At 66.5% G+C, this 20,668-nt stretch carries 27 protein-coding genes; 16 read left to right on the forward strand and 11 right to left on the reverse strand.

Annotated elements, in window-relative coordinates:
* Positions 1–5: 5 nt before the first annotated feature.
* The 11 genes from OOZ63_RS14720 (at position 6) to OOZ63_RS14770 (ending at position 6,418) form a co-directional block, all read left to right on the forward strand.
* The gene (locus tag OOZ63_RS14720) at positions 6–401 is read left to right on the forward strand and encodes a lysozyme inhibitor LprI family protein (RefSeq protein ID WP_266006284.1); all 396 of its coding nucleotides are present in this window, start codon (positions 6–8) and stop codon (positions 399–401) included.
* A 105-nt stretch (positions 402–506) separates the two neighbouring features.
* A complete protein-coding gene (locus OOZ63_RS14725) occupies positions 507–728 on the forward strand; it encodes a CopG family transcriptional regulator (protein WP_266006285.1) in 222 nt (73 codons plus the stop codon).
* A complete protein-coding gene (locus OOZ63_RS14730; protein ID WP_266006286.1) occupies positions 725–1,165 on the forward strand; it encodes a PIN domain-containing protein in 441 nt (146 codons plus the stop codon). Before OOZ63_RS14725 ends, OOZ63_RS14730 begins: the two co-directional genes overlap by 4 nt.
* The gene (hisC, locus tag OOZ63_RS14735) at positions 1,153–2,229 is read left to right on the forward strand and encodes a histidinol-phosphate transaminase (protein ID WP_266006287.1); all 1,077 of its coding nucleotides are present in this window, start codon (positions 1,153–1,155) and stop codon (positions 2,227–2,229) included. Before OOZ63_RS14730 ends, hisC begins: the two co-directional genes overlap by 13 nt.
* Positions 2,226–2,822: an imidazoleglycerol-phosphate dehydratase HisB gene (gene hisB / locus OOZ63_RS14740; protein ID WP_266006288.1), complete on the forward strand. Its 597-nt coding sequence runs from the start codon at positions 2,226–2,228 to the stop codon at positions 2,820–2,822. Before hisC ends, hisB begins: the two co-directional genes overlap by 4 nt.
* A 1-nt stretch (position 2,823) precedes the next feature.
* The gene (gene hisH, locus OOZ63_RS14745; RefSeq protein WP_137943715.1) at positions 2,824–3,471 is read left to right on the forward strand and encodes an imidazole glycerol phosphate synthase subunit HisH; all 648 of its coding nucleotides are present in this window, start codon (positions 2,824–2,826) and stop codon (positions 3,469–3,471) included.
* Positions 3,472–3,545: 74 nt separating this feature from the next.
* Complete coding sequence (gene hisA, locus OOZ63_RS14750) at positions 3,546–4,289, forward strand: 1-(5-phosphoribosyl)-5-[(5-phosphoribosylamino)methylideneamino]imidazole-4-carboxamide isomerase (protein WP_137943716.1); 744 nt, start codon at positions 3,546–3,548, stop codon at positions 4,287–4,289.
* Between the two features lie 7 nt (positions 4,290–4,296).
* Positions 4,297–5,070: an imidazole glycerol phosphate synthase subunit HisF gene (gene hisF, locus OOZ63_RS14755; RefSeq protein WP_266006290.1), complete on the forward strand. Its 774-nt coding sequence runs from the start codon at positions 4,297–4,299 to the stop codon at positions 5,068–5,070.
* On the forward strand, positions 5,067–5,627 hold the full coding sequence (gene rsmD / locus OOZ63_RS14760; protein ID WP_266006291.1) for a 16S rRNA (guanine(966)-N(2))-methyltransferase RsmD: 561 nt from the start codon (positions 5,067–5,069) through the stop codon (positions 5,625–5,627). The genes hisF and rsmD overlap by 4 nt, the downstream gene beginning before the upstream one ends.
* Before the next feature lie 32 nt (positions 5,628–5,659).
* Positions 5,660–6,157 (forward strand): pantetheine-phosphate adenylyltransferase, encoded by a 498-nt coding sequence (gene coaD / locus OOZ63_RS14765; protein ID WP_266006292.1) that lies wholly within the window; start codon positions 5,660–5,662, stop codon positions 6,155–6,157.
* 6 nt (positions 6,158–6,163) lie between these two features.
* Positions 6,164–6,418 carry a YfhL family 4Fe-4S dicluster ferredoxin gene (locus tag OOZ63_RS14770; protein WP_266006293.1) on the forward strand — a complete coding sequence of 85 codons (255 nt, stop codon included), beginning with the start codon at positions 6,164–6,166 and terminating at the stop codon, positions 6,416–6,418.
* Here the strand turns inward: OOZ63_RS14770 and OOZ63_RS14775 are convergent, their stop codons facing one another.
* Together OOZ63_RS14775 and OOZ63_RS14780 are read right to left on the reverse strand one after the other, a co-directional pair.
* Entirely contained in the window at positions 6,419–6,958 is a 540-nt protein-coding gene (locus OOZ63_RS14775) for a histidine phosphatase family protein (protein WP_266006294.1), read from the reverse strand.
* Positions 6,951–7,739, reverse strand: a complete 789-nt coding sequence (locus OOZ63_RS14780) for an adenosylcobinamide-GDP ribazoletransferase (RefSeq protein ID WP_266006295.1) — start codon at positions 7,737–7,739, stop codon at positions 6,951–6,953. Before OOZ63_RS14780 ends, OOZ63_RS14775 begins: the two co-directional genes overlap by 8 nt.
* A 155-nt stretch (positions 7,740–7,894) precedes the next feature.
* Here OOZ63_RS14780 and OOZ63_RS14785 point away from each other — a divergent pair, with 155 nt between their 5' ends.
* From OOZ63_RS14785 to OOZ63_RS14795, 3 genes are all read left to right on the forward strand, one after another.
* Positions 7,895–8,608, forward strand: coding sequence for a PEP-CTERM sorting domain-containing protein (locus OOZ63_RS14785; protein WP_266006296.1), 714 nt, complete (start codon positions 7,895–7,897; stop codon positions 8,606–8,608).
* Positions 8,608–9,072 carry a hypothetical protein gene (locus OOZ63_RS14790; RefSeq protein ID WP_266006297.1) on the forward strand — a complete coding sequence of 155 codons (465 nt, stop codon included), beginning with the start codon at positions 8,608–8,610 and terminating at the stop codon, positions 9,070–9,072. The genes OOZ63_RS14785 and OOZ63_RS14790 overlap by 1 nt, the downstream gene beginning before the upstream one ends.
* 82 nt (positions 9,073–9,154) lie before the next feature.
* Positions 9,155–10,909 carry a monovalent cation:proton antiporter-2 (CPA2) family protein gene (locus OOZ63_RS14795; RefSeq protein ID WP_266006298.1) on the forward strand — a complete coding sequence of 585 codons (1,755 nt, stop codon included), beginning with the start codon at positions 9,155–9,157 and terminating at the stop codon, positions 10,907–10,909.
* 7 nt (positions 10,910–10,916) lie between these two features.
* Here OOZ63_RS14795 and OOZ63_RS14800 read toward each other — a convergent pair whose 3' ends face one another.
* The gene (locus OOZ63_RS14800; RefSeq protein WP_266006299.1) at positions 10,917–12,251 is read right to left on the reverse strand and encodes a sensor histidine kinase; all 1,335 of its coding nucleotides are present in this window, start codon (positions 12,249–12,251) and stop codon (positions 10,917–10,919) included.
* On the reverse strand, positions 12,244–13,785 hold the full coding sequence (locus tag OOZ63_RS14805; protein ID WP_266006300.1) for a DUF3369 domain-containing protein: 1,542 nt from the start codon (positions 13,783–13,785) through the stop codon (positions 12,244–12,246). The genes OOZ63_RS14800 and OOZ63_RS14805 overlap by 8 nt, the downstream gene beginning before the upstream one ends.
* A gap of 85 nt (positions 13,786–13,870) precedes the next feature.
* Here OOZ63_RS14805 and OOZ63_RS14810 point away from each other — a divergent pair, with 85 nt between their 5' ends.
* Both OOZ63_RS14810 and OOZ63_RS14815 read left to right on the forward strand, forming a co-directional pair.
* Positions 13,871–14,092, forward strand: coding sequence for a hypothetical protein (locus tag OOZ63_RS14810; RefSeq protein WP_266006301.1), 222 nt, complete (start codon positions 13,871–13,873; stop codon positions 14,090–14,092).
* A 45-nt stretch (positions 14,093–14,137) separates the two neighbouring features.
* Entirely contained in the window at positions 14,138–14,281 is a 144-nt protein-coding gene (locus OOZ63_RS14815; RefSeq protein WP_266006302.1) for a hypothetical protein, read from the forward strand.
* Here OOZ63_RS14815 and cobT read toward each other — a convergent pair.
* Genes cobT through bluB form a run of 7 tightly spaced genes read right to left on the reverse strand, consistent with a single transcriptional unit; the run spans position 14,265 to position 20,668 of the window.
* Complete coding sequence (cobT, locus tag OOZ63_RS14820; protein WP_266006303.1) at positions 14,265–15,302, reverse strand: nicotinate-nucleotide--dimethylbenzimidazole phosphoribosyltransferase; 1,038 nt, start codon at positions 15,300–15,302, stop codon at positions 14,265–14,267. The genes OOZ63_RS14815 and cobT overlap by 17 nt on opposite strands.
* The gene (locus OOZ63_RS14825) at positions 15,290–16,087 is read right to left on the reverse strand and encodes an ABC transporter substrate-binding protein (RefSeq protein ID WP_266006304.1); all 798 of its coding nucleotides are present in this window, start codon (positions 16,085–16,087) and stop codon (positions 15,290–15,292) included. The genes cobT and OOZ63_RS14825 overlap by 13 nt, the downstream gene beginning before the upstream one ends.
* A complete protein-coding gene (locus OOZ63_RS14830) occupies positions 16,084–17,532 on the reverse strand; it encodes a cobyric acid synthase (RefSeq protein WP_266006305.1) in 1,449 nt (482 codons plus the stop codon). The genes OOZ63_RS14825 and OOZ63_RS14830 overlap by 4 nt, the downstream gene beginning before the upstream one ends.
* The gene (locus OOZ63_RS14835) at positions 17,529–18,509 is read right to left on the reverse strand and encodes an aminotransferase class I/II-fold pyridoxal phosphate-dependent enzyme (RefSeq protein WP_266006306.1); all 981 of its coding nucleotides are present in this window, start codon (positions 18,507–18,509) and stop codon (positions 17,529–17,531) included. The genes OOZ63_RS14830 and OOZ63_RS14835 overlap by 4 nt, the downstream gene beginning before the upstream one ends.
* The gene (gene cbiB / locus OOZ63_RS14840) at positions 18,506–19,417 is read right to left on the reverse strand and encodes an adenosylcobinamide-phosphate synthase CbiB (protein WP_266006308.1); all 912 of its coding nucleotides are present in this window, start codon (positions 19,415–19,417) and stop codon (positions 18,506–18,508) included. Before cbiB ends, OOZ63_RS14835 begins: the two co-directional genes overlap by 4 nt.
* 23 nt (positions 19,418–19,440) lie before the next feature.
* Entirely contained in the window at positions 19,441–20,010 is a 570-nt protein-coding gene (gene cobO / locus OOZ63_RS14845) for a cob(I)yrinic acid a,c-diamide adenosyltransferase (protein ID WP_266006309.1), read from the reverse strand.
* The gene (bluB, locus tag OOZ63_RS14850; RefSeq protein ID WP_266006310.1) at positions 20,000–20,668 is read right to left on the reverse strand and encodes a 5,6-dimethylbenzimidazole synthase; all 669 of its coding nucleotides are present in this window, start codon (positions 20,666–20,668) and stop codon (positions 20,000–20,002) included. The genes cobO and bluB overlap by 11 nt, the downstream gene beginning before the upstream one ends.

The following is a 20,668-nucleotide window of genomic DNA, read 5'->3' on the forward strand; positions in this document are numbered from 1 at the left end:
CCGCCATGAACTACGCAATAGCCTTGCTCGCTGCTGCCTCAATATTGCCTTTGACCGTTTGGGCCGCTGATCCGTGCCAGACGCAGAGCAACACCATGGAGACTAATGCCTGTGCGAAGCTTCAGTTCGACGAGCAAGACAGACTGCTGAACGTTGCGTACCAAGCCTTGCTAAAGGCCGTTCCGGCAGCTAACGACCCTGGAATTACTGGTGATAGTCCTAGAGCGCTACTGGTCAAAGCCCAGCGACGTTGGGTCGATTTCCGCGACGCTGATTGCAAGGCCAAATATCAGCTCTATGCAGGCGGCACCATAAAAAATGTGATCTACCTCGGGTGCATGCGTGAGCGAACGCAGCAGCGCATCAAGGATCTCGCTTCCTCGGAGTGGCAAGGTGGCTAGCCCCTTTTTGGGACTTACGCCCCCAGCCGCTGCTCGCGTCTCAGCTTGATCGATGAAATAGACACGAAGTTCGTGCAACACGAACTTCGTGTTAAATTTCGGGCTATGAAGAATGTGACCGTCAGCATGGAGGACAGCGTCGCCGAATGGGCCCGGCTGGAGGCTGCGCGACGCAATACCAGCGTGTCCCGCCTGCTCGGCGAGATGCTGGCCGAGAAGATGCGGCATGACGACGCCTATCAGCGCGCGCTCCAGGATTGGCTGCACCGGGAGCGTTCCTGGGTTTCGAACGGTGCGGCCTATCCGGCGCGCAGCGCTGAAGCATGAAGCCGGTCTTTGTGGACACCTCGGTGCTGATCCTCAGCGAGGACGGTGCCGATCCCATTGCCCGGGCCAAGGCCTTGGCCTGGTTGATGTTGTTGTGGCAGCAGCGCGCTGGCCGGGTCTCGACCCAGGTGCTGAACGACTTCTACCGCATGGTCACGACCCGCATTCAGCCGCCCATGCCCAATGGCGATGCCCGCGCCGAGGTGCGGCGCTACCAGCGCTGGAACCCCTGGGCCATCGACCATACGACGGTTGAGAGCGCCTGGTCGATCGAGAGCCGCTTCGGCCTGGCCTATGCCGACGCACTGATTGTTGCGGCCGCCAAGGCCCAGGGCTGTGAGCTGCTCTTGAGCCTGGAACTGCCGCACGAGCAGCAGTTCGACAGCGTGCGAACCCTCAACCCCTTGCTGAGCGAGCCCACCGCATGGACCGACTGACGCAGAGCCTGGCCCTCATCCGCGACGATGTGCGCGCCACCCAGGCCTATCCGGTGCAAAGCGCCGCCGGCCTGATCAAGCTGGACACGATGGAGAACCCGTTCCGGCTGCCCGAGGCGCTGCAGCGCGAGCTGGGCGAACGCCTGGGCCGGGTCGCGATCAACCGCTACCCTGCGGCGCGCACCGGCGTGCTGGCCGCGGCGCTGGCCGCGCATGCCGGCATGCCGCCGGGCTGCGCCATCACGCTGGGCAATGGCTCGGACGAGATCATCACGATGCTGTCCATGGCGATCAGCCGCCCGGGCGCGAAGATCCTGTCGCCGCTACCCAGCTTCGTGATGTACGAGATCTCGGCGCGCTACCAGGGCCTTGGCTTCGTCGGCGTGACGCTGACGGCCGATTTCGAACTCGACGAGGCGGCCATGCTGGCCGCGATTGCTCAGCATCAGCCGGCCCTGATCTATCTGGCCTATCCGAACAACCCGACCGCCAACCTGTGGGACGCGGGCGCGATCGAGCGCATCGTCGAGGCAGCCCCCGGTCTGGTGGTGATGGACGAGGCCTACCAGCCCTTTGCGGCGCGCGATTGCATGGAGTTGCTGTCGCGCTTTGCGAATGTCCTGGTGATGCGCACCATGAGCAAGTTCGGCCTGGCCGGCGTGCGCATCGGCTATTTGATCGGCCAGCAGGCGCTGATCAAGGAAATTGACAAGGTCCGCCCGCCGTTCAATATCGGCGTGCTCAATGCCGAGGCCGGGCTGTTCGCGCTGGAGCATGCCGAGGTCTATGCCGCTCAGGCCGAGATCCTGCGCGCCGAGCGCGACCGTCTGCTGGCCGAGCTGGCGCAAATACCCGGTATCCACCCTTATCCGAGCCAGGGCAATATGATTCTGGCCAGGGTGTGCGACGCGGCACGCAGCTTCGACGCGATGAAGGGCCGGGGCGTGCTGATCAAAAATGTTTCGGCCATGCACCCGCTGCTGGCCAATTGCCTGCGAATCACGGTGGGCACGCCTGAGGAAAACGCGGCGATGCTGGCCGCACTGAAAGAGAGTCTGTCATGAGCGCCCCACGCATTGCCGAAGTCAGCCGCAACACCAAGGAAACCCAGATCAGGGTGCGCGTCAATCTGGACGGCAGTGGCGAGGCCAGGCTCAACACCGGCATCGGTTTCTTCGACCACATGCTCGACCAGATCGCCCGCCACGGCTTGATTGACCTGGATATAGAGGCCAAAGGCGACCTGCACATCGACGGCCACCACACGGTCGAGGACGTGGGCATCACTTTGGGGCTGGCCGTGGCTCAAGCCATCGGCGACAAGAAGGGCATCACTCGCTACGGGCACAGCTATGTGCCGCTGGACGAGGCGCTATCGCGTGTGGTGGTCGATTTCTCCGGCCGCCCGGGTCTGCAGATGGACTGCAAGTTCACCGCCGGCAGCATCGGTGCCTTCGATACCCAGCTGACTTTCGAGTTCTTCCAGGGCTTTGTCAACCACGCCCTGGTCAGTCTGCATGTCGACAATCTGAAGGGCCATAACGCCCACCACCAGGCCGAGACCATGTTCAAGGCTTTCGGCCGCGCGCTGCGCATGGCGATGACCTTGGATCCGCGCAGCGCCGGCGTGATTCCTTCGACCAAGGGAAGTCTTTGAGATGAGCCGTACCGTTGCGGTCGTCGATTACGGCATGGGCAATCTGCGCTCGGTGTCGCAGGCCGTGCTGCATGTGGCGCAGGATTCGGGCCTGGATGTGGTGATCACGGCCAAGCCCGAGGAGGTCTATGCCGCCGAGCGGGTCGTGCTGCCGGGCCAGGGCGCGATGCGTGACTGCATGCGTGAACTGGCCGATTCGGGTCTGAAGGAGGCCGTGCTCGACGCCGCCGCGAACAAACCGCTCATGGGCGTCTGCGTCGGCATGCAGATGCTCTTGGACCACAGCGAGGAACAGGACACGCCAGGTCTAGGCCTGATCCCGGGCCAGGTCAGGCGTTTTCGGCTCGAAGGCCAGATCCAGCCTGATGGCAGCCGCTACAAGGTGCCACAGATGGGCTGGAACCGTGTGCGCCAGAGCCGGCCCCACCCGATATGGGCCGGTGTACCCGACGAATCCTGGTTTTATTTCGTGCACAGTTTTTATGCACAGCCGTTAGATGCGCACCACAGCGCGGGGGAAACCGAGTACGGCCTGCGCTTTACCTGTGCGGTGGCCCGGGATAATATTTTTGCTACCCAATTCCACCCTGAGAAAAGTGCCGCGCTCGGGCTCGCCCTGTACCGCAACTTCCTGCTTTGGAAGCCTTGAGGACATCCACGTCTTCTTCCCCTGCACTTGTTCTCGTCCTTCTTCTCCCATTTCTCACCACTTCTGCCTCGGCCATGCTGCTGATCCCTGCGATTGACCTGAAAGACGGCAAGTGTGTTCGCCTTGAACAAGGCGACATGAATGTCTCCACCACCTTTGGCGAAGATCCCGCCGCGATGGCCCGAAGATGGGTGGACGCCGGCGCGCGCCGTCTGCATCTGGTGGACCTGAACGGGGCCTTTGCCGGCAAACCGGTCAACGAACCGGCCATCAAGGCCATCCTGCGCGAGGTCGGCAGCGAGATCCCGGTGCAGCTGGGTGGCGGCATCCGCGACCTCGACACCATCGAGCGCTATCTCGATGACGGCCTTAGCTACATCATCATCGGCACGGCCGCCGTCAAGAACCCCGGCTTTTTGCAGGACGCGGCCACCGCGTTTGGCGGCCACATCATCGTCGGCCTCGATGCCAAAGACGGCAAGGTCGCGACCGACGGCTGGAGCAAGCTGACCGGTCATGAGGTGATCGATCTGGCCAAGAAGTTCCAGGACTACGGCATCGAGGGCGTGATCTATACCGACATCGGCCGCGACGGCATGCTGACTGGCATCAATATCGAGGCCACTGTCAAGCTGGCGAGGGCGCTGACGATTCCAGTGATCGCCTCCGGCGGCCTGTCGAATATGGCTGACATCGAGGCGCTGTGCGCGGTCGAGGACGAGGGCGTCGAGGGCGTGATTTGCGGCCGCGCCATCTACACCGGCGCGCTCGACCTGGCCGCCGCTCAGGTGCGTGCTGACGAGTTGAGCCGGGGCTGATCGAGCGATGCTGGCCAAGCGCATCATTCCCTGCCTGGATGTGACCGGCGGTCGCGTCGTCAAGGGCATCAACTTTCTGGAACTGCGCGACGCTGGTGATCCGGTCGAGATCGCCGCCCGCTATAACGAGCAGGGCGCCGATGAGCTGACGTTTCTGGACATCACCGCGACCAGCGATGGCCGCGATCTGATCCTGCACATCATCGAAGCCGTCGCCAGCCAAGTCTTCATTCCGCTGACGGTGGGTGGCGGCGTGCGCGAGGTGGCCGATGTTCGGCGCCTGCTGAACGCCGGCGCCGACAAGGTCAGCTTCAACTCGGCCGCGATCGCCAATCCGCAAGTCATCCGCGATGCGTCCGAGAAGTACGGCGCCCAGTGCATCGTTGTCGCAATCGATGCCAAGCGCCGCGCTGATGGTGACTCACGTGGCCACGGCTGGGATGTCTACAGCCATGGTGGCCGCAAGAACACCGGCCTGGATGTCGTGAGCTGGGCCAAGCAGATGGCCGAGCATGGCGCCGGCGAGATCCTCTTGACCAGCATGGATCGTGATGGCACCAAAAGCGGCTTCGACCTGGCGCTGACCCGCGCCGTCAGCGACGCGATCAATGTGCCGGTGATCGCCTCCGGCGGTGTCGGCTCCTTGGACGACCTGGCCGACGGCGTACAGCAAGGCGGCGCCGACGCGGTGCTGGCCGCCAGCATCTTTCACTATGGTCAGCACACGGTCGGCGAGGCCAAGGCCTTGATGGCGGCGCGTGGGATTCCTGTTCGTCAATGAGCAAGGTCCAGGCTAGAGAGGTTCGCATCATCGGCGGACAGTGGAAACGCTCGAAATTGCCGGTGGCCGACAAGCCCGGTCTGCGCCCAACCCCCGACCGCGTGCGCGAAACCCTGTTCAACTGGCTGGGCCAAGACCTCGACGGCTGGCGCGTGCTGGACGCGTTCGCCGGGAGCGGCGCACTGGGCTTTGAGGCCGCCTCGCGAGGGGCCTCGGAAGTGCTGCTGGTCGAGCGCGACGCCGAGCTGTGCCGCAGCCTCAACAGCAGCCGTGCGCGGCTCAAGGCCGAGACGTTGCGCGTCGAATGCGCCGATGCGCTGGCCTGGATGGCCCGCTGTGCGCCGGCGCGCTTCGAGCTGGTGCTGCTTGATCCGCCCTTTCAGCAGGACCTGTTCGATGCAGCGCTGCGTGCCGCGGCGCCCCTGGTGGCGACCGGTGGCTATGTCTACCTGGAAGCCCCGCAAAACCTGAGCCCCCCGCCCGAGCTGGGCCTTAGCCCCAAGCGCACGGGCCGGGCCGGCGCGGTCCACTACCATTTGCTGCAGCGCAGCGGATAATCCCGCCCACAGCCCAGCCAAGGAGTGCTCTGTTGACCTCTGTGACCGTCCTGACCGCCGTCTATCCCGGCACCTTCGATCCGATGACGCTCGGTCATGAGGATCTGATCCGCCGTGCCAGCCGGTTGTTCGAGCGCTTGATCATCGCGGTCGCCGCCGGTCATCACAAGCGCACGATGTTCACGATTGAGGAGCGCCTGGCGATGGCCCAGGAGCTGTCGTCCAAGTACCCGAACATCGAGGTGATCCCCTTCCGCGGCCTGCTGCGCGACTTCGTCATCGAAAACGGCGGCAAGGTGGTGGTACGCGGCCTGCGCGCCGTCAGCGATTTCGAGTATGAGTTCCAGATGGCCGGCATGAACCGCCAGCTGATGCCCGATGTCGAGACCGTCTTCCTGACCCCCTCAGACCATTACCAGTTCATCTCCAGCACCTTCGTCCGCGAGATTGCCACCTTAGGCGGTGATGTTTCCAAATTCGTGTCACCCTCGGTGCGCGCGCGTTTGGAAGAGCGCATCAAGAGAGGGTAGGCAGCCATGGCTTTGATGATTACCGACGAATGCATCAACTGCGATGTCTGCGAACCCGAGTGCCCGAACAACGCAATCTCGATGGGCGAGGAGTTCTATCAGATCGCTCATGACAAGTGCACCGAATGCGTCGGCCATCATGAAGAGCCGCAGTGCGTGGCGCTGTGCCCGGTGGCCTGCATCCCAGTCAACCCGGCCCATATCGAAAGCCGCGAAACCCTGATGCAGAAGTATCTGCGTCTGACGGCCCAGGCCGCCTGATCAGAGCCGCCAGAGCTCGCCGTAGCGCGGCGCGGTCGGCCAGTCTGCGGCCGAAGCTGGTGGCGGCCTGGCCTGCGACACCCAGCGTCTGGCCAGCATCCAGCCACCGTGGCTGACGACCAGCGCCGGTTTGTGCACCGACCACTCCCCGGCCCTGGCCAGCAGCGCATTCAGCGCCTCGCCGCCGCCCGGCGCATAAGCACTGAAGTCCGCGCACCAAGCATCGACTTCGGCCCGGCCGATGGCGTGCCAGGTCTTGCCCTCCCAGTTGCCGAAGTCCAGTTCCAGGAGAGCCGCATCGACCCGGTGGGTCCAGCCCCAGCGCCGCAGCCAGGCGCCGACGTCGCGGCAGCGGCGCAGCGGCGAGCTGTGGATGCAGTGCGGCAGGCGCTCGCGCCGGGCAGTGGCCTGGATGCGGCGGGCCAAGCGCTTGGCGCGGCGCCAATGCACCGGCAGATCGGTGCTGGCGCCGATGCAGCGTCCGGCCGCCCCCTCGGGCCGCGGATGGCGCCAGGCCCAGACTCGTTGATCTTCAGACATGGGCCAGCCAGGCCAGCAGCGCGGCCAGCTCCACCACCTGTTGGGTCGCGCCCAAGTTGTCGCCGGTATAGCCGCCCAGGCGCCGGTTCAGCCATGCCTGCATAACCCGGGTCGCGGCGGCGGCCGCCAGCACGGCCAGTCCCAGCTGCAACAGCCACTGTGGCTGTTGCCAGGCGATCAGCAGGCTCAGCAGCAGCACCCAGAGCAAGGCCGTGAGCAGCGTTGGGATGCTGGCCTGGGTGGCCAGAGGCTTGGCCTTGGCGTGATCCGCATCACCGGCATAGGGCAAGGAGCGAATCAGCCAGACCGGCGCGGCCCGCGAGGCACAGTGAGCCCAGATCAGGGCCGTCATCGCAAGCAGCCAGTCCCGCTCCACGAGAGAAACCAGCAGGGCCGCTTTGAGCCCCAGCATCAGGATCAGCCCCAGCGCGCCATAGCTGCCGATGCGCGAGTCCTTCATGATCAGCAAGGCCTTGTCGCGGCTGACCGCACCGCCCAGGCCGTCACAGGTGTCGGCCCAGCCGTCCTCGTGGAATCCGCCGGTCAGCCAAACGCTGGCGGCCATCGCCAGGCCTACCGCGACACCGGCCGGCCATAGCCATAGTGCGGCCCAAAGCACAAGCGCGCTGAAGGTACCGACCAACAGGCCCACGAGCGGGAAGTGACGCGCGCAGTGCTGAAGCCACAGCGGCTCGAAACCCACCCAGCGCGGGATCGGCACCCGGGTGAAGAACTGCAGTGCGATGAAGAACAGACGGAGTTCGTGGAGGACGAGACGCATGCGCGGGCGAGAGCGGGGAGCGCGCCGATTATCGTCGGTGCGCCTGGCGAGCCACGGCGGCTTCGTTTCTCGGGATTGATGCTGGGCGGGCTCTTGGATAAGGTGGCGGCCGCAATCAAGTCTTGTCCATCTGCATCCTCATGCCGGAGAACCCTATGAAGCCGACCATTCTCAAATCAAGCCTTCGTCTGGCCGCCGCTGCCGCACTCGCTGTGGCGCAGGTTGCCAGCTGGGCTGCCGACGGCTACGTGACGACCAATGAGGCCAAGTTGGACGCAATCTTCTCGCAGGCCGGTTTCGCCGCTGCCGACAAGATAGACATTCGTTTCAACAGCCAGACAAGCATCATCGATGCCAGTCTGACCTCGATCGACAGCTTTGCCGAATGGGACAAGATGGCCGGGCTGGCTGTCAACTTCGACGCGCCCGTCGTCAATATGTTCTTTGTTGACAAGGTGCGCTGGTGCGGCGATCCGGGCACCAATATCGTCGGCTGCGCGGACACGCCCGGCAACCTGATGGCGCTCGACTCCAGCTGGGCGGCCCATGCGAGCCTTGGCGGTAATCTGCTCGGTCATGAACTGGCCCATAACTTGGGGCTGGGTCATGTGCTGCCCAACAACGGCAGCAATCTGATGAATCCCACGCTGTCGACCAGCTTCGCGCTGACCGCCGCCCAGATCACGACCATCCTGAGCAGCGCCCTGGTGCAAAGCGATGCGCAGGGCAAGTTCATTACGATCCAGCCAATCGCCGTGCTGGCCGCCGCGCCGGTGCCCGAGCCCTCCACCTGGGCCATGCTGTTGCTAGGCGGTGTGCTGCTGGCCGGCGCGACACGCGGGCGCCGTAGCGGCCTGGGCCAGGCCTGATGGGGTTGGCCCGCCGGCTGAGCTGGCTTTGCCTGTCGCTGTTGTGGGGAGTCACCCTGGTCGCCGCTGAGCCGCTGCCGCGTCGCGATCTTGGCGGCTTTTCGCTGAAGCTGCCGGCGACGTTGGTGCAGCACACTGGCAGCGTCGACTCGAAGGCAGGCCGGCTGCATGGCGCGGGCTTGCTGATCGACTACGACCTGGGCCTGTACAGCGATCCCCTGCACAGCCGCGAAGGCGTCAGCGGCTACGAGGAGAGGGCGGTGGTGGTTGACGGCCGACCGGCACGTCTGGTGCGCTGGCAGCAGCCGGACTTGACGCGCTATTTCATCGGCCTGCACTTGCCGGATCTGCGGGCGACGGCGATGGGCCCGATCCGGCTGACCTTGCTGGCTCAGACCGAGGATGCGACCAGGCTTGATGAGATCCAGACCTTGCTGCTGAGCCTGCGCCTGACCAAGCACTGATATCCCGCCATCGCGGCTGCATGGAGAATGCGCACTCCAAGGCTGATCCGTTGTGATCGGCTTGACCTGCGAAAGGCAAGAGATGGCGGCAGAGGGAAGTGCAGGGGACCTGATCAAGGTCGTAACGCTGCTGGGCGCGGCGGTGGTGGCGGTGCCGCTGTTCAAGCGATTGGGTCTGGGCTCGGTGCTGGGCTATTTGGCGGCCGGCCTGGCCATCGGGCCCTTTGGCCTGGGCCTGTTCAGCGACGCGCAGACGATTTTGCACGTCGCCGAACTGGGCGTCGTGATGTTCTTGTTCGTCATTGGCTTGGAGATGCGGCCCTCGCATTTGTGGGCCTTGCGCCGCGCCATCTTCGGCCTGGGCAGCCTGCAGGTGGTGGTCTGCGGCGCCTTGCTGACTGCAGTTGGCCTGGCCTTCGGCTTTGCGCTGGCCGTGTCTTTTGTCTGCGCGATGGGCTTTGTGCTGACCTCGACCGCCATCGTGATGCAGCTGCTCGGCGAGCGCGGTGATACCGCCGCGCCGCGCGGGCAGAAGATCGTCGCCATCCTGCTGTTCGAGGACCTGCTGATCGTGCCCTTGCTGGCCTTGGTGGCCTTTATCGCACCGACCTCGGCCCAGCCGGCGGCGGCCGGCTCGCGCTGGAGCGCGGTGCTGCTGGGCCTTGGGGCGCTGGCGGCGTTGGTGGCCGTTGGCCTGTGGCTGCTGAACCCGCTGTTCCGGGTACTGGCGCGCGCCAAGGCGCGCGAGGTGATGACGGCTGCCGCGCTGCTGGTGGTGTTGGGCGCGGCCCTGCTGATGCAGCTCGGGGGCTTGTCGATGGCGCTGGGCGCCTTCCTGGCCGGGGTACTGCTGTCGGAGTCGAGCTTTCGCCATCAGTTGGAGGCCGATATCGAGCCCTTCCGCGGCTTGCTGCTCGGGCTGTTCTTCATCGGCGTCGGCATGGCACTGGACCTCGCGGCGGTGGCTCAGAACTGGCAGCTGATCATCGCCGGCGTGCTGGCGATGATGGTGGTCAAGACGCTGTGCATCTATGCGGTGGCGCGTCTAGCGCGAGCCTCTCACGCCGATGCGATCGACCGCGCGGTGCTGATGGCCCAGGGCGGCGAGTTCGCCTTCGTGCTCTATGCGGCGGCGCTGGCGGCCGGTGTCATCGATGCACAAGTCAATGCGAACATGACGGCCATCGTCGTGCTGTCGATGGCACTGACCCCGCTGAGCGTGCTGGCGCTGCGCCGCTTCACCCCCAAGCTCGGGCCCTCGATGGAGGGTATCGAGCGGCCCGCGAACCTGGCTGCCAGCGTGCTGATCATCGGCTTCGGCCGGTTCGGCCAGGTGGCCAGCCAGGCGGTGCTGGCCCGTGGTGCCCAGATCACCATCATCGACAACGACACCGAGGTGATACGTGACGCCGCCGAATTCGGCTTCAAGGTCTATTACGGCGACGGTGACCGCGCCGACGTGCTGCATGCGGCCGGCGCTCACCATGCGCGCGTGATCCTGGTTTGCATCAATGACAAGGCCGCAGTCAATCGCATCGTCGAGCAGGCGCGCATGAGCTGCACTCAGGCCAAGCTGCTGGTGCGGGCCTATGACCGCGAGCATGCGCACGAGCTGCTGAAGTCCGACGTCGACTACCAGATTCGCGAGACCTTCGAGTCAGCTATGGCGCTGGGGCGCGAGGCGGCGCTGGCCACCGGCGCGACGCCGGACGAGGCCGACGAGGTGATGACCGAGGTACGTCGGCGCGATACCGAGCGCTTCGAGCTGGAGGCGGTCGGCGGTGTCTTCGCCGGTCGGGCGATGATTCTGGGCAATGTGGCGGCGAAGGACGCCTAAGACCGGCTTAGACGCTGTTGCGCGGCAGCCTGATCACAAAGCCCAGACCGGCACCCGGCGCCGTATCCAACTGCACCGAGCCGCCTAGGCGCTGGCAGAGGGTCTGCACGATGTGCAGGCCCAGGCCCGAGCCGCCATCGCCGCGCTTGGTGCTGAAGAAGGGCTCGAACAGGCGCGAGCGTATCTCGTCGGGCACGCCGTTGCCGTTGTCGCGCAGGCGCAGCTCGACACCGCTATCCCCTGCGGCTCGCAGTGCGATCATGATGTGCCGCTGCGACCGGCCTTCGAAGGCATGGGTGATGGCGTTGAGCAGCAGGTTGGAGATGATTTGCGACAGCGTGCCTCCGGCCATGCGCACTGGCAGCCGCTGCGGCGCTTCCAGCGCTACTTCGACCTGGGCCTTGCGCAGCACCGGCTCATGAGTGCGGATGATGGCGCGCACATAGTCGACCAGGTCCAGCGGCATGGCCAGCTCGCTGCTCTGGTCCACCGCCAGCGTCTTGAAATTGCCCACGAGCGTAGCGGCCCGGGCCAGATTGCTGCAAACCAGGCTGGCCGCGCTCTCGACGCGCCGCGCGAGGTTTTGCAGCTCGCTGCGGCTGACCTTGTCGCCGGCCAGCATGGCCAGCATCTCGCGCGCAAACTCCTCCATCCCTGAGGCCGCCGTCACTGCGATGCCGATCGGCGTATTGACCTCGTGTGCGACTCCCGCCACCAGACCACCCAGCGCGGCCAGCTTCTCTCGCTCCACCAGCGTGGCCGTGGCATGGCGCAGCTCCTCGGTGCGCGCCAGCACCAGGCCCTCCAGCTCGGCCTCGCGGTCCTGATGCTGCAGCTCCGCCGCACCGCGGGCCGCAAAGATCGAAAGCAGGGACAGGGCCAGCACATGCTTGTCGGCATCGATCTCGCGCTTGTCCAGCGCCACCAGAATGCCCAGGCTGGCTCCGGTCGTACCCACCATGGGCATGCCTACATAGCTTTGCGCGCCCATCTCGCCGAGCAGATGGTCGTCCGGATAGGCCTGCTGCACACCGCAGGGATAGAAGCACATGCTCTGGTCGGCCACATTGCTGCAGGGCGTGCCAGTCAGCGAATAGCTCATATTGGGCAACCAGTCGCTGCCGCCCCAGACGGCCAGGGTTTGTATGCCCTCGCCGCCCTCGAAGGGGATCAGTCGGCCGGCGATCACATAGGCCACGTCCAGCGCGGCGGCCAGGTCCTTGACCAGCACGCGGAAGAAGGCCTCGCCCTGCACGCGCGAGGTCGACAGGGTGATCGAGCGCAGCGCGGCCTCTGACAACCGGCGTTTCTCGGCTTCGCTGAAGCGTGGCGTCTCAGGCATCGGGATAGCGCTCGTAGATGTCGCGCAGCTCGGGCAGCCGCTCCAGCAGCAGGCTCACCAGCTTGGGATCGAACTGGCGGCCGGACTCGGCGCGCAGATAGTCGACGGCCTGCTCGAAGGGCCAGCGCTGCTTGTAGCAGCGGGTGCTGACCAGCGCATCCATCACATCGGCCAGCGCGACGATACGGCCGACAATATTGATTTGCTCGCCGGCTAGGCCGCGCGGATAGCCCTGGCCGTCCCAGCGCTCATGGTGTTCGTGGGCGATCGTCGCCCCCAGCTGCAGGATGCGCTTGTCACTTTTGCTGAGCAGCTCGTAGCCGATGCGGGCATGGGTCTTCATCACCTCCCATTCCTCCTCGTCGAGTTTGCCCGGCTTGTTCAGGACCCGGTCCGGGATGCCGATCTTGCCGACATCGTGCAGCGGCGCGGCCTGGCGCAGAAACTCCACATCCGAAGCGGCCAGACCCACCGCGTCGCCCAGCAGCGCCGACAGCTCGGCGACGCGGCGTACATGCGAGCCGGTTTCCTTGGAGCGCTTCTCGACCGCCTCGCCGAGGATGAAGACGGTGGAGCGCTGTGTTTCCTGGATCTCCTCGCGTAGCAGCAGGGTCTCGTAGGTGATCGCGACATTGGCGCAGAAGATCTCCAGCAGCTCGCGTGCCGTCTCGTCGACCGGTTCGGAAAACACCATATAGAGTAGGCTCTCGTTGCCAGTACTGCTGCGGTAGTAGCCGACGAAATGGTGGTCGTCGAAATGGCTTTGCTGGGTGCTCAGCGCAAGATTCAGCGCTTCGCGCACCTCGACAGGCAGGGCGTCGAGTTCCTCCTCCACCAGCAGGCGCGAGTACTCGGCCGTGGCCGCCAGCACCTTGAGCCGACCCTCGACATGTGAGGCCGCATAGGCCGACACCCGGCTGGCGCTGAAGCCCTGGGCATCCAGACCCAGCAGATGCGAGACCTGCTCCAGCACCGCTGAAGCGAAGCGGCGCAGGTTCTGCGAGTCGTAGACCTTGGTGATCGCATCGATCGAGCGGCGCAGCGCCTGGCGCGAGGCCTCGATGATCATGATGTCGCGGTAGCTGCGCAGCGCCGAGTAGAAGACTGTGATCAGCTTGCGCTTGGTCAGCTCGGTCTTTTCCTTGTAGTCGTTGATGTCATAGGTCTTGATGACATGTTCCTCGGGCGCCTGACCTGGCTGACCGGTGCGCAGCACGATGCGCACATGGTGGTTCTGCTGCACCTCTCGGATATGGCGGGCCAGATCCAGCCCGGCATGCTCGCTCTCCATCACGACGTCGAGCAGGATCAGCGCAATGTCCTGGCGATGCGCCAGCAGCTCGCGCGCCTCGATGCCGCTGTAGGCATCGAGGAATTGCAGGCGCCGTCCGCCGAACTCGAAGTCCGCCATCACCAGTTGGGTGACTTCGTGGACCGCGGGGTCGTCGTCGACAATCATCACCACCCAGGGGTCCAGCGAGCGGCTGTTCTGCGGTGGCCCCGGCGTTTCGTCCGCAAATACCAAGTCCGTCATGGATGGCCTTTTGAGAGTCTGCGTTCAGGAGATTATGAGCATGGCTCGTTGACTTGGGCAGCAGAAAAATTAAGGTAATCCAGCGATGACTGCGATTCTTGAACATGCCGACTTGTTGCGCGAGCTCGGCATCAATCTCGGCCTGCTAAGCCTGCTGGTGCTGGCCTACGCGCTGCTGGCGCCGGCCGGGCAGCCGCACGGGCGACGCTGGGACTGGCGGGAACTGGCTCAGGGCCTGCGGCTAGCGGCTGAGCTGCGGCCGGACCTGCTGCTGGACATGCGCCTGCCGGACATGGATGGCCTCTAGCTGCTGCGCCGACTGCATGCCGACCCGACCTGTGCTGGGCTGCGCGTGGTCGCGCTGTCGGCCAATGCGATGCCCGAGGAGGTGGCGCGGGCGCTTGCGGCCGGAGCCGAGGACTACTGGACCAAGCCGCTGCAGTTGGAGCGCTTTCGCGCTGAGCTGCAGCGCCTGCTGCTCAGGACTTCTGGCTGACGCCGGCCGATTCGAAGCTGGCCATCTCGGCCAGGATGCGGCAGGCGGACTCCAGCAGCGGCCAGGCCAGCGCCGCGCCCGAGCCCTCACCCAGACGCATGCCCAGGTCGATCAAGGGCTCGGCCCCCAATGCGTCCAGCATCAGCCGGTGTCCGCTCTCATTGGATGCATGGGCGAAAACACAGCGTTCCAGCACAGCCGGCTGCAGCTTGGCCGCCACCAGCACCGCCGCGCCGCAGATGAAACCGTCGACGACGATCACGCGCCGCTCCAGCGCCGCCTGCAGCACCGCGCCTACCATCATTGCGATCTCGAAGCCGCCGAACGCCGCCAGCGCCGCCAGCGGCGTGGCCACTTCGCCGTGGCGCTGCAGCACCTGGCGCAGGATGTCGGTCTTGTGCTGCAGCTGCGCATCGTCAAGACCTGTCCCCCGGCCGGTGCAGTCGGCAATCGGCACGCCCTGCAGCCGCGCCAGCAGCAAGGCCGCCGCCGATGTGTTGCCTATGCCCATCTCGCCCAGCAGCAGCACATTGCCCGGCTGCTTGTGCAGGAGGTTCTTGCCGGCGGCAATCGCGGTGGCGCACTGGTCGGCGCTCATCGCGGGCCCCTGCAACGCATCGGCCGTGCCCGGCGCGATCTTGGCGATGATCAGGCCCTCGCGCGGCGCGAAGTCGTGGGCCACGCCGGCATCCACCACGCTCAGGGCCAGGCCGTGCTGGCGGGCCAGGACGCTGACCGCCGCGCCGCCGGCCAGGAAGTTCTCGACCATCTGCCAGCTCACATCGCTAGGATAGGCCGACACGCCGCGCGCCGCCAGGCCGTGGTCGCCGGCGAACACCATCAGCTGCGGCTCGCGCAGTTGCGGTGTCTCGCTGCCGAGGATCAAACCCAGGCGCAGCATCAGCGACTCCAGGCGGCCGAGGGCGCCCAGCGGCTTGGTCTTGGCGTCGATGCGGCGCTGCAATGCGGCGGCGAGGGCGGCGTTGTGCAGCGGGGCGATGGCGGGGATCAGGTCTTGCATGCGAGGGCCTCGGCAGTGGTCTGAATGGCGGCCTGCAGTTGGCGGGCGCCGCGTTCGATGGCGGCCGGTCCTGGGGCCAGGATGTCGGCGGACTTGACTTCGACGAGCCGGGCGTTCAGCGCGGCAAAGCCAGGGCGGGCCAGGACCTTGTCGGGAACGAAGCGCTTGCCGCACCAGGAGCCCAGGATCAGCTGGGGTGCGGCAGCCAGCACCGTGCCGGCATCGACGATGCGTTCCCGCGCGAAACCGGCGCGCGAGCGTTCGGCGAACACGTCCTCGCCGCCGGCCAGAGCAATCAGCTCGCTGACCCAGCCGATGCCGCAGATCATGGGCTCGTCCCATTCTTCAAAATACACGCGCGGCCGGCAGGGCAGTGCGGCCGCAGCGGCGGCGATCTCGTCCTGGCAGGCCTGCAACTGCCGGTTCAGCGTCAGTGCCTGCTGCGGGCGGTCGACCAGTTCGCCCAGGCGCAGCACCATGGCATGGATGCCGGCAATGCTGCGCTGGTCGAACCACAGCGTGGGCAGTCCGGCGCGCTCGCATTCATCAAGCAGCGGGCGCTGCAGGTCCGAGAAGCCGATCACCAGATCCGGCTGCACCGCCAGCAGGCGTTCGACCTTCATGCTGGAAAAACCGCTGATCTTGGGCTTCTCGGCGCGCGCTGCGGGCGGGTGCACGGTGTAGCCGGAGATGCCGGCCACATGATCTTGGGCGCCGAGGCGGTACAGCACCTCCACGGCCTCGGTGGACAGGCAGGCGATGCGCTGAGGAATCGGGCCGTTCATCGGATCAGTGCCATCAGCCGGCCCGGCTCGAAATGCGCGTCGAGATAGTCGGCCAGGCCCTCGAACACGCTGTCCAGGGTCGGCAGGTTGTGACCGAACAGCGCGGCAATGACGGCCGGCTGCTCGAACAGGCCGTGGGCATAGCAGCCCAGCACCGAGCCTTGCTGCCAGCCTATGGCTTCGCCTGTGTCGCTGCGCACCGCCACGCGCGCCGTCGGCAGCGAGGGGTGCTGGGCCGTGCGGCCGTGGTGGATCTCGTAACCGTGGGCCTGAATGCCGCTGAGGGCCTGCCAGGACCCTTCGAGGCTTTCAAAGCGCAACTCGGCCGGGCGAAGCAGCTTCTCAAGCTCGAACTGGGTCACCAGCGGCAGCAGGCCCAGGCCTGGCGCATTGCCGTCCAGACCGTGCGGATCGATCAAGGCCTCGCCCAGCATCTGCAGGCCGCCGCAGATGCCCAGCAGCGGCTTGCCGGCTGCGGCGTGGCGGGCGATGGGGGCATCGAGCTGTTGTGCCCGCAGCCAGGCCAGATCGGCGGCCACGGCCTTGGAGCCTGGCAGGATGATCCAGTCGGCACCGGCCAGCTCGGCCGGCGTGCGGGCCCAGACCAGGCGCACGCCCGGCAGGCTGCGCAGCGGCTGGAACTCGTCGAGGTTGGACAGCCGCGGATAGGCGACTACGGCGATGTGCAGACCTGACCCCGATGGGCGGTCGTCGTACACACCGTCCTCCTCGGGCAGGCCGTGCCCACGCCACATCGGCAGCACGGCCACGGTAGGCACGCCGGTCAGCGCCTGCAGCTGCTCGGGCCCCGGCGCCAGCAGCGCGGCATCGCCGCGGAAGCGGTTCAGCACAAAGCCCTTGATCAGTGCGCGCTCGTTCGGCGGTAGCAGCTGATGGGTGCCGTACAGATGGGCAAAGGCGCCGCCGCGGTCGATATCGGTGACCAGCAAGCAGGCGGCCCTGGCCTCCAGCGCGGTGCGCATATTCACATAATCGCTGGCATGCAGATTGATCTCGGCCGGCGAGCCGGCGCCCTCGATCACGAGGACATCGTTTTCAGCCAGCAACTCGTGCAGTGCTGCCCTGGCGGTGGGCCAGATCTTCTCGCTGCGGCCGCGCCAGGGCATCGCGCCCAGCTCCGCACTCACCTCGCCCATCAGTACCACCTGGCTGCGCGTGTCGGCCTCAGGTTTCAGGAGCACCGGGTTCATGCGCACCTCGGGCGTGCGGCGCGCGGCCAGGGCCTGGAAATACTGGGCGCTGCCGATCTCGCCCATGCGCCCGTTCAGGCCGGGCACGACCCGCGCGTTGTTGCTCATGTTCTGCGCCTTGTAGGGCGCCACCCTCAGCCCCTGGCGGGCATACCAGCGGCACAACGCGGTGGCCAGCCAGCTCTTGCCGGCGCCACTGGTCGTGCCCAAAACCATCACAGCCTTGGCTGTCATTGCGTGATCACTTTCTTCAATGCCAGCTGCGATTGTGGCGGCAGGGTCGCGACACGCACCCAGCCGGGCAGGCCAAAGGAGCTGGCGTCTCGCAGCTTGATGCCATGGGCGCGCAGGGCCTCGTGGTTGAGCGGCGCGGGGGGGCGGGCCAGCCAGAAGGGCGTGCAGCTCTCGCGCTGCTGCCAGCTTGATCGCATCAGCATCTCGCGCTGCTGCACGCTCCAGCGCCGCAGCTGGGCGCGCGAGTCGGCCAGCCAGGTCTGGATTTCGGGGCGGTGCAGCTGCATCAGCAAGACCTGGCCCTCTGCCGACAGCACCCAGCTGGCCGCCAGCTCCTGCATGCGGTGGCGCAGAGCGTCGGCCTCGGGGGCGATCAGATAGGCGGCGCGCACGCCGGTGTGGCCCAGGGCCTTGTTGGGGCAGTGCAATGCCCAGCAGTTCGACGGCAGCTCCGGCGCTGTGCCGGCCAGGCGCAGCGGCTCGTAGGCGCGGTCCAGCACGGTGAGCGCGGCGCGCGCGGCGACGGCTGCGATCTGCGCGCTGGTCAGGCTCTCGCCGGTCGGGTTGCAGGGCTCGCAGATCCAGACCATGGCCGAGCCGCTGAGCTCTTGCAGCAGCTGCGTGACATCCGCATAGGAGCGCACGCGCAGGCCCAGCGCCTGGGCCGCCGCCGCATAGTCGCCAAAGCCGGGGGAGGGCACCCAGACTTCGCGCATCCCGTGCAGCAGCGCCGCCAGGCTCAGCCGGCGTATGGCCTCGGCGCCGCCGGAGGCCGGCAGTATGCGTTCGGGCGATACATCATGGGCGCGGCCTAGGTGCTCGCGCAGTGCAAGATATCGAGGATCCGGGTAGCGGCTCCGGTCGGCCGCTTGCAAGGCCGTGCTCAGCGATGCGGGCACCGGCAGCGGGTTCGCATTGGTCGAGAAGTCGTGCAGCAGGGTCGGGCCGCTGTCACTGCCGCCGTGGATGCTGCTCATAGGGGCAACCTCAGGCTCAGGGCCGCGAAGGCAAGCAGGAGCGCACAGCCGAGCATCGCACGTCGGGCCAGGCCGGCTGCACGCCGCAGATCGGCGCCCTGCGGCGCAGCGCCGCCGTCGTTGAGGCTGTAGACGCCCGGCTTGGCCAGGCGCAGATTCAAGCGCAGCGCCATCGCCGCCATCGGCCAGCCGCCATTGGGCGAGGGCGTGCGCGACGCCTCGCCGGCCAGACGCGGCAACAGCGCCGGGCGCAGACCCATCAGCGCCAGCGCGGTGATGCGGGCCGGAATCCAGCTCAACACATCGTCGGCGCGCGCGGCCCACTTGCCTGACCACTCCCGATGATCGCGATAGCCCCACATGGCATCGGCGGTGTTGGCGAAACGATAGACCGCAGCGCCGGGGAGGCCCGCGATCACGAACCAGAACAGCGGAGCGACGACGGAGTCGTTGAGGTTCTCGGCCAGGGTCTCGATCGCGGCCTCGCGCACCTCGGCCGCACTGAGCGCGGCGGTGTCGCGGCTGACCAGGCGCGAGAGCCGGGCCCGCCCGGCTTGCAGCGATTCACCCAGCGCGCGCTCCACCGCCAGCACCTCGTCGACCAGCATGGCCCAGGCCAGCAGCGGCTTCAGCAGCAGGCCCAGCCCCAGCGCGCTGCCCAGCAGGGCCGGCCAGGAGGTCCAGGGCTGCAGCCCCTGCATCAGCGCGATCTCCAGCCCCAGCGCCATCACCGAGACGAGCAGTGCGCCCAGCAGCCAGACCAGCGCACCCCCGGTGAAGGCCTGGGCCGGTGGCATCGCAGCCAACCGCGCTCCGAAGGCATTGAGATAGTGGCCAATGCCCACCACGGGATGTGCCCAGGTCGGTGGCTCACCCAGCAGGCGATCCACCAGCAGTGCGATGAGCATGGCCAGGGGCAGGAGCAGCGAGATCAATCTTCTATTCCGCGCTGGGCCGGCACGCCGGCCTTGAAGTGATGCTTGATCATGGCCATCTCTGTGACCGTGTCGGCCAAGTCGATCAGCTCCTGCGGCGCGCCGCGTCCGGTCAGCACCACATGCACATGGGCCGGCCGCTCCCGCAAAGCTTGCAGCACTGGCTCCAGCGCGACCCAGCCATAGCGCAGCGGATACATGATCTCGTCGAGCACGACCAGAAAGGTCTCGCCGGCGCGTATCGTCGCCTCGGCCTGCGCCCAACCATGGCGGGCCAGCTCGGCGCTGTGGTCCAGGTCCTTGCTCTTCCACGAAAAGCCGTCGCCCAGACCGACGATGGGCACGCCCAGCTGCTCGAATACACGGTGCTCGCCGAAGCGGGCGCTGGGCACTTTCATGAACTGGTAGATCTTGACCGTCTTCCCGCGGCCATGCGCGCGCAGCGCCAGGCCGAAGGCGGCTGTGCTCTTGCCCTTGCCGGGACCGGTGTGCACGAGGATCAAGCCGCGGCGCTCGGCCGTTGGAATGATGCGTTCGCGGTCGACCGGGGGCTTCTCAATTTCCATCTTGGTCACTCCAAAAATCGTTCATCAACAACTCGTCCAGCGGCCGGCGCCGGCGCCAGTCTTCGAGCTCCAGCATCGGCGCCTCGTAAAAGCTGTCGACCGGTCCCAGGCACAGCAGGCCCAGGGGCTGCGCGCCCTCGGGCAGGCGCAGGAGCGCGGCCAGCTGGCGCGGCTCGAACATCGAGACCCAGCCCAGGCCCAGGTTTTCGGCGCGCGCGGCCAGCCAGAGGTTCTGCACCGCGCAGCCCAGCGAGGCGATGGCCATCTCACGCGGCATGCTGCGCCGGCCGAAGACGGTGCCGTCATCTGGCGGCAGTACGATGGCCAGCAGCTCGGCACATTCGCGCAGGCCCTCGACCTTCAGGCGCAGGAACTCGTCGCTGCGTGCGCCCAGCGCAGCCGCCGTGGCCTGGCGCTCGGCCTCGACCACGCTGACGATCTGGGCGCGCAAACCGGGGGCGCGGATGCGCAGCAGCCGCCAGGGCTGCATCAGCCCGACCGACGGCGCTTGGTGCATGGCCTCCAGCAGACGCTGCAGCTGATCTTCCGGTAGTAGCTGGCCCGGCTTGAAATGCCGGGTGTCGCGGCGCAGTGCGATGGCGCGGTAGACCGCGTCGCGCTCGGCTGGCTTGAACTGGTGCTGGGTGTCGTGCGTCAT

It is taken from the genome of Paucibacter sp. PLA-PC-4, assembly GCF_026241155.1.
In the GTDB taxonomy this organism is placed as follows: Bacteria; Pseudomonadota; Gammaproteobacteria; order Burkholderiales; family Burkholderiaceae_C; genus Roseateles_E.

Coding starts and splice junctions, on each gene's coding strand:
- OOZ63_RS14720 (WP_266006284.1), top strand. CDS start 6: ATGAACTACGCAATAGCCTTGCTCGCTGCTGCCTCAATATTGCCTTTG.
- OOZ63_RS14725 (WP_266006285.1), top strand. CDS start 507: ATGAAGAATGTGACCGTCAGCATGGAGGACAGCGTCGCCGAATGGGCC.
- OOZ63_RS14730 (WP_266006286.1), top strand. CDS start 725: ATGAAGCCGGTCTTTGTGGACACCTCGGTGCTGATCCTCAGCGAGGAC.
- hisC (WP_266006287.1), top strand. CDS start 1,153: ATGGACCGACTGACGCAGAGCCTGGCCCTCATCCGCGACGATGTGCGC.
- hisB (WP_266006288.1), top strand. CDS start 2,226: ATGAGCGCCCCACGCATTGCCGAAGTCAGCCGCAACACCAAGGAAACC.
- hisH (WP_137943715.1), top strand. CDS start 2,824: ATGAGCCGTACCGTTGCGGTCGTCGATTACGGCATGGGCAATCTGCGC.
- hisA (WP_137943716.1), top strand. CDS start 3,546: ATGCTGCTGATCCCTGCGATTGACCTGAAAGACGGCAAGTGTGTTCGC.
- hisF (WP_266006290.1), top strand. CDS start 4,297: ATGCTGGCCAAGCGCATCATTCCCTGCCTGGATGTGACCGGCGGTCGC.
- rsmD (WP_266006291.1), top strand. CDS start 5,067: ATGAGCAAGGTCCAGGCTAGAGAGGTTCGCATCATCGGCGGACAGTGG.
- OOZ63_RS14770 (WP_266006293.1), top strand. CDS start 6,164: ATGGCTTTGATGATTACCGACGAATGCATCAACTGCGATGTCTGCGAA.
- OOZ63_RS14775 (WP_266006294.1), bottom strand. CDS start 6,958: ATGTCTGAAGATCAACGAGTCTGGGCCTGGCGCCATCCGCGGCCCGAG.
- OOZ63_RS14780 (WP_266006295.1), bottom strand. CDS start 7,739: ATGCGTCTCGTCCTCCACGAACTCCGTCTGTTCTTCATCGCACTGCAG.
- OOZ63_RS14785 (WP_266006296.1), top strand. CDS start 7,895: ATGAAGCCGACCATTCTCAAATCAAGCCTTCGTCTGGCCGCCGCTGCC.
- OOZ63_RS14790 (WP_266006297.1), top strand. CDS start 8,608: ATGGGGTTGGCCCGCCGGCTGAGCTGGCTTTGCCTGTCGCTGTTGTGG.
- OOZ63_RS14795 (WP_266006298.1), top strand. CDS start 9,155: ATGGCGGCAGAGGGAAGTGCAGGGGACCTGATCAAGGTCGTAACGCTG.
- OOZ63_RS14800 (WP_266006299.1), bottom strand. CDS start 12,251: ATGCCTGAGACGCCACGCTTCAGCGAAGCCGAGAAACGCCGGTTGTCA.
- OOZ63_RS14805 (WP_266006300.1), bottom strand. CDS start 13,785: ATGACGGACTTGGTATTTGCGGACGAAACGCCGGGGCCACCGCAGAAC.
- OOZ63_RS14810 (WP_266006301.1), top strand. CDS start 13,871: ATGACTGCGATTCTTGAACATGCCGACTTGTTGCGCGAGCTCGGCATC.
- cobT (WP_266006303.1), bottom strand. CDS start 15,302: ATGCAAGACCTGATCCCCGCCATCGCCCCGCTGCACAACGCCGCCCTC.
- OOZ63_RS14825 (WP_266006304.1), bottom strand. CDS start 16,087: ATGAACGGCCCGATTCCTCAGCGCATCGCCTGCCTGTCCACCGAGGCC.
- OOZ63_RS14830 (WP_266006305.1), bottom strand. CDS start 17,532: ATGACAGCCAAGGCTGTGATGGTTTTGGGCACGACCAGTGGCGCCGGC.
- OOZ63_RS14835 (WP_266006306.1), bottom strand. CDS start 18,509: ATGAGCAGCATCCACGGCGGCAGTGACAGCGGCCCGACCCTGCTGCAC.
- cbiB (WP_266006308.1), bottom strand. CDS start 19,417: ATGCTCATCGCACTGCTGGTGGATCGCCTGCTGGGTGAGCCACCGACC.
- cobO (WP_266006309.1), bottom strand. CDS start 20,010: ATGGAAATTGAGAAGCCCCCGGTCGACCGCGAACGCATCATTCCAACG.
- bluB (WP_266006310.1), bottom strand. CDS start 20,668: ATGACGCACGACACCCAGCACCAGTTCAAGCCAGCCGAGCGCGACGCG.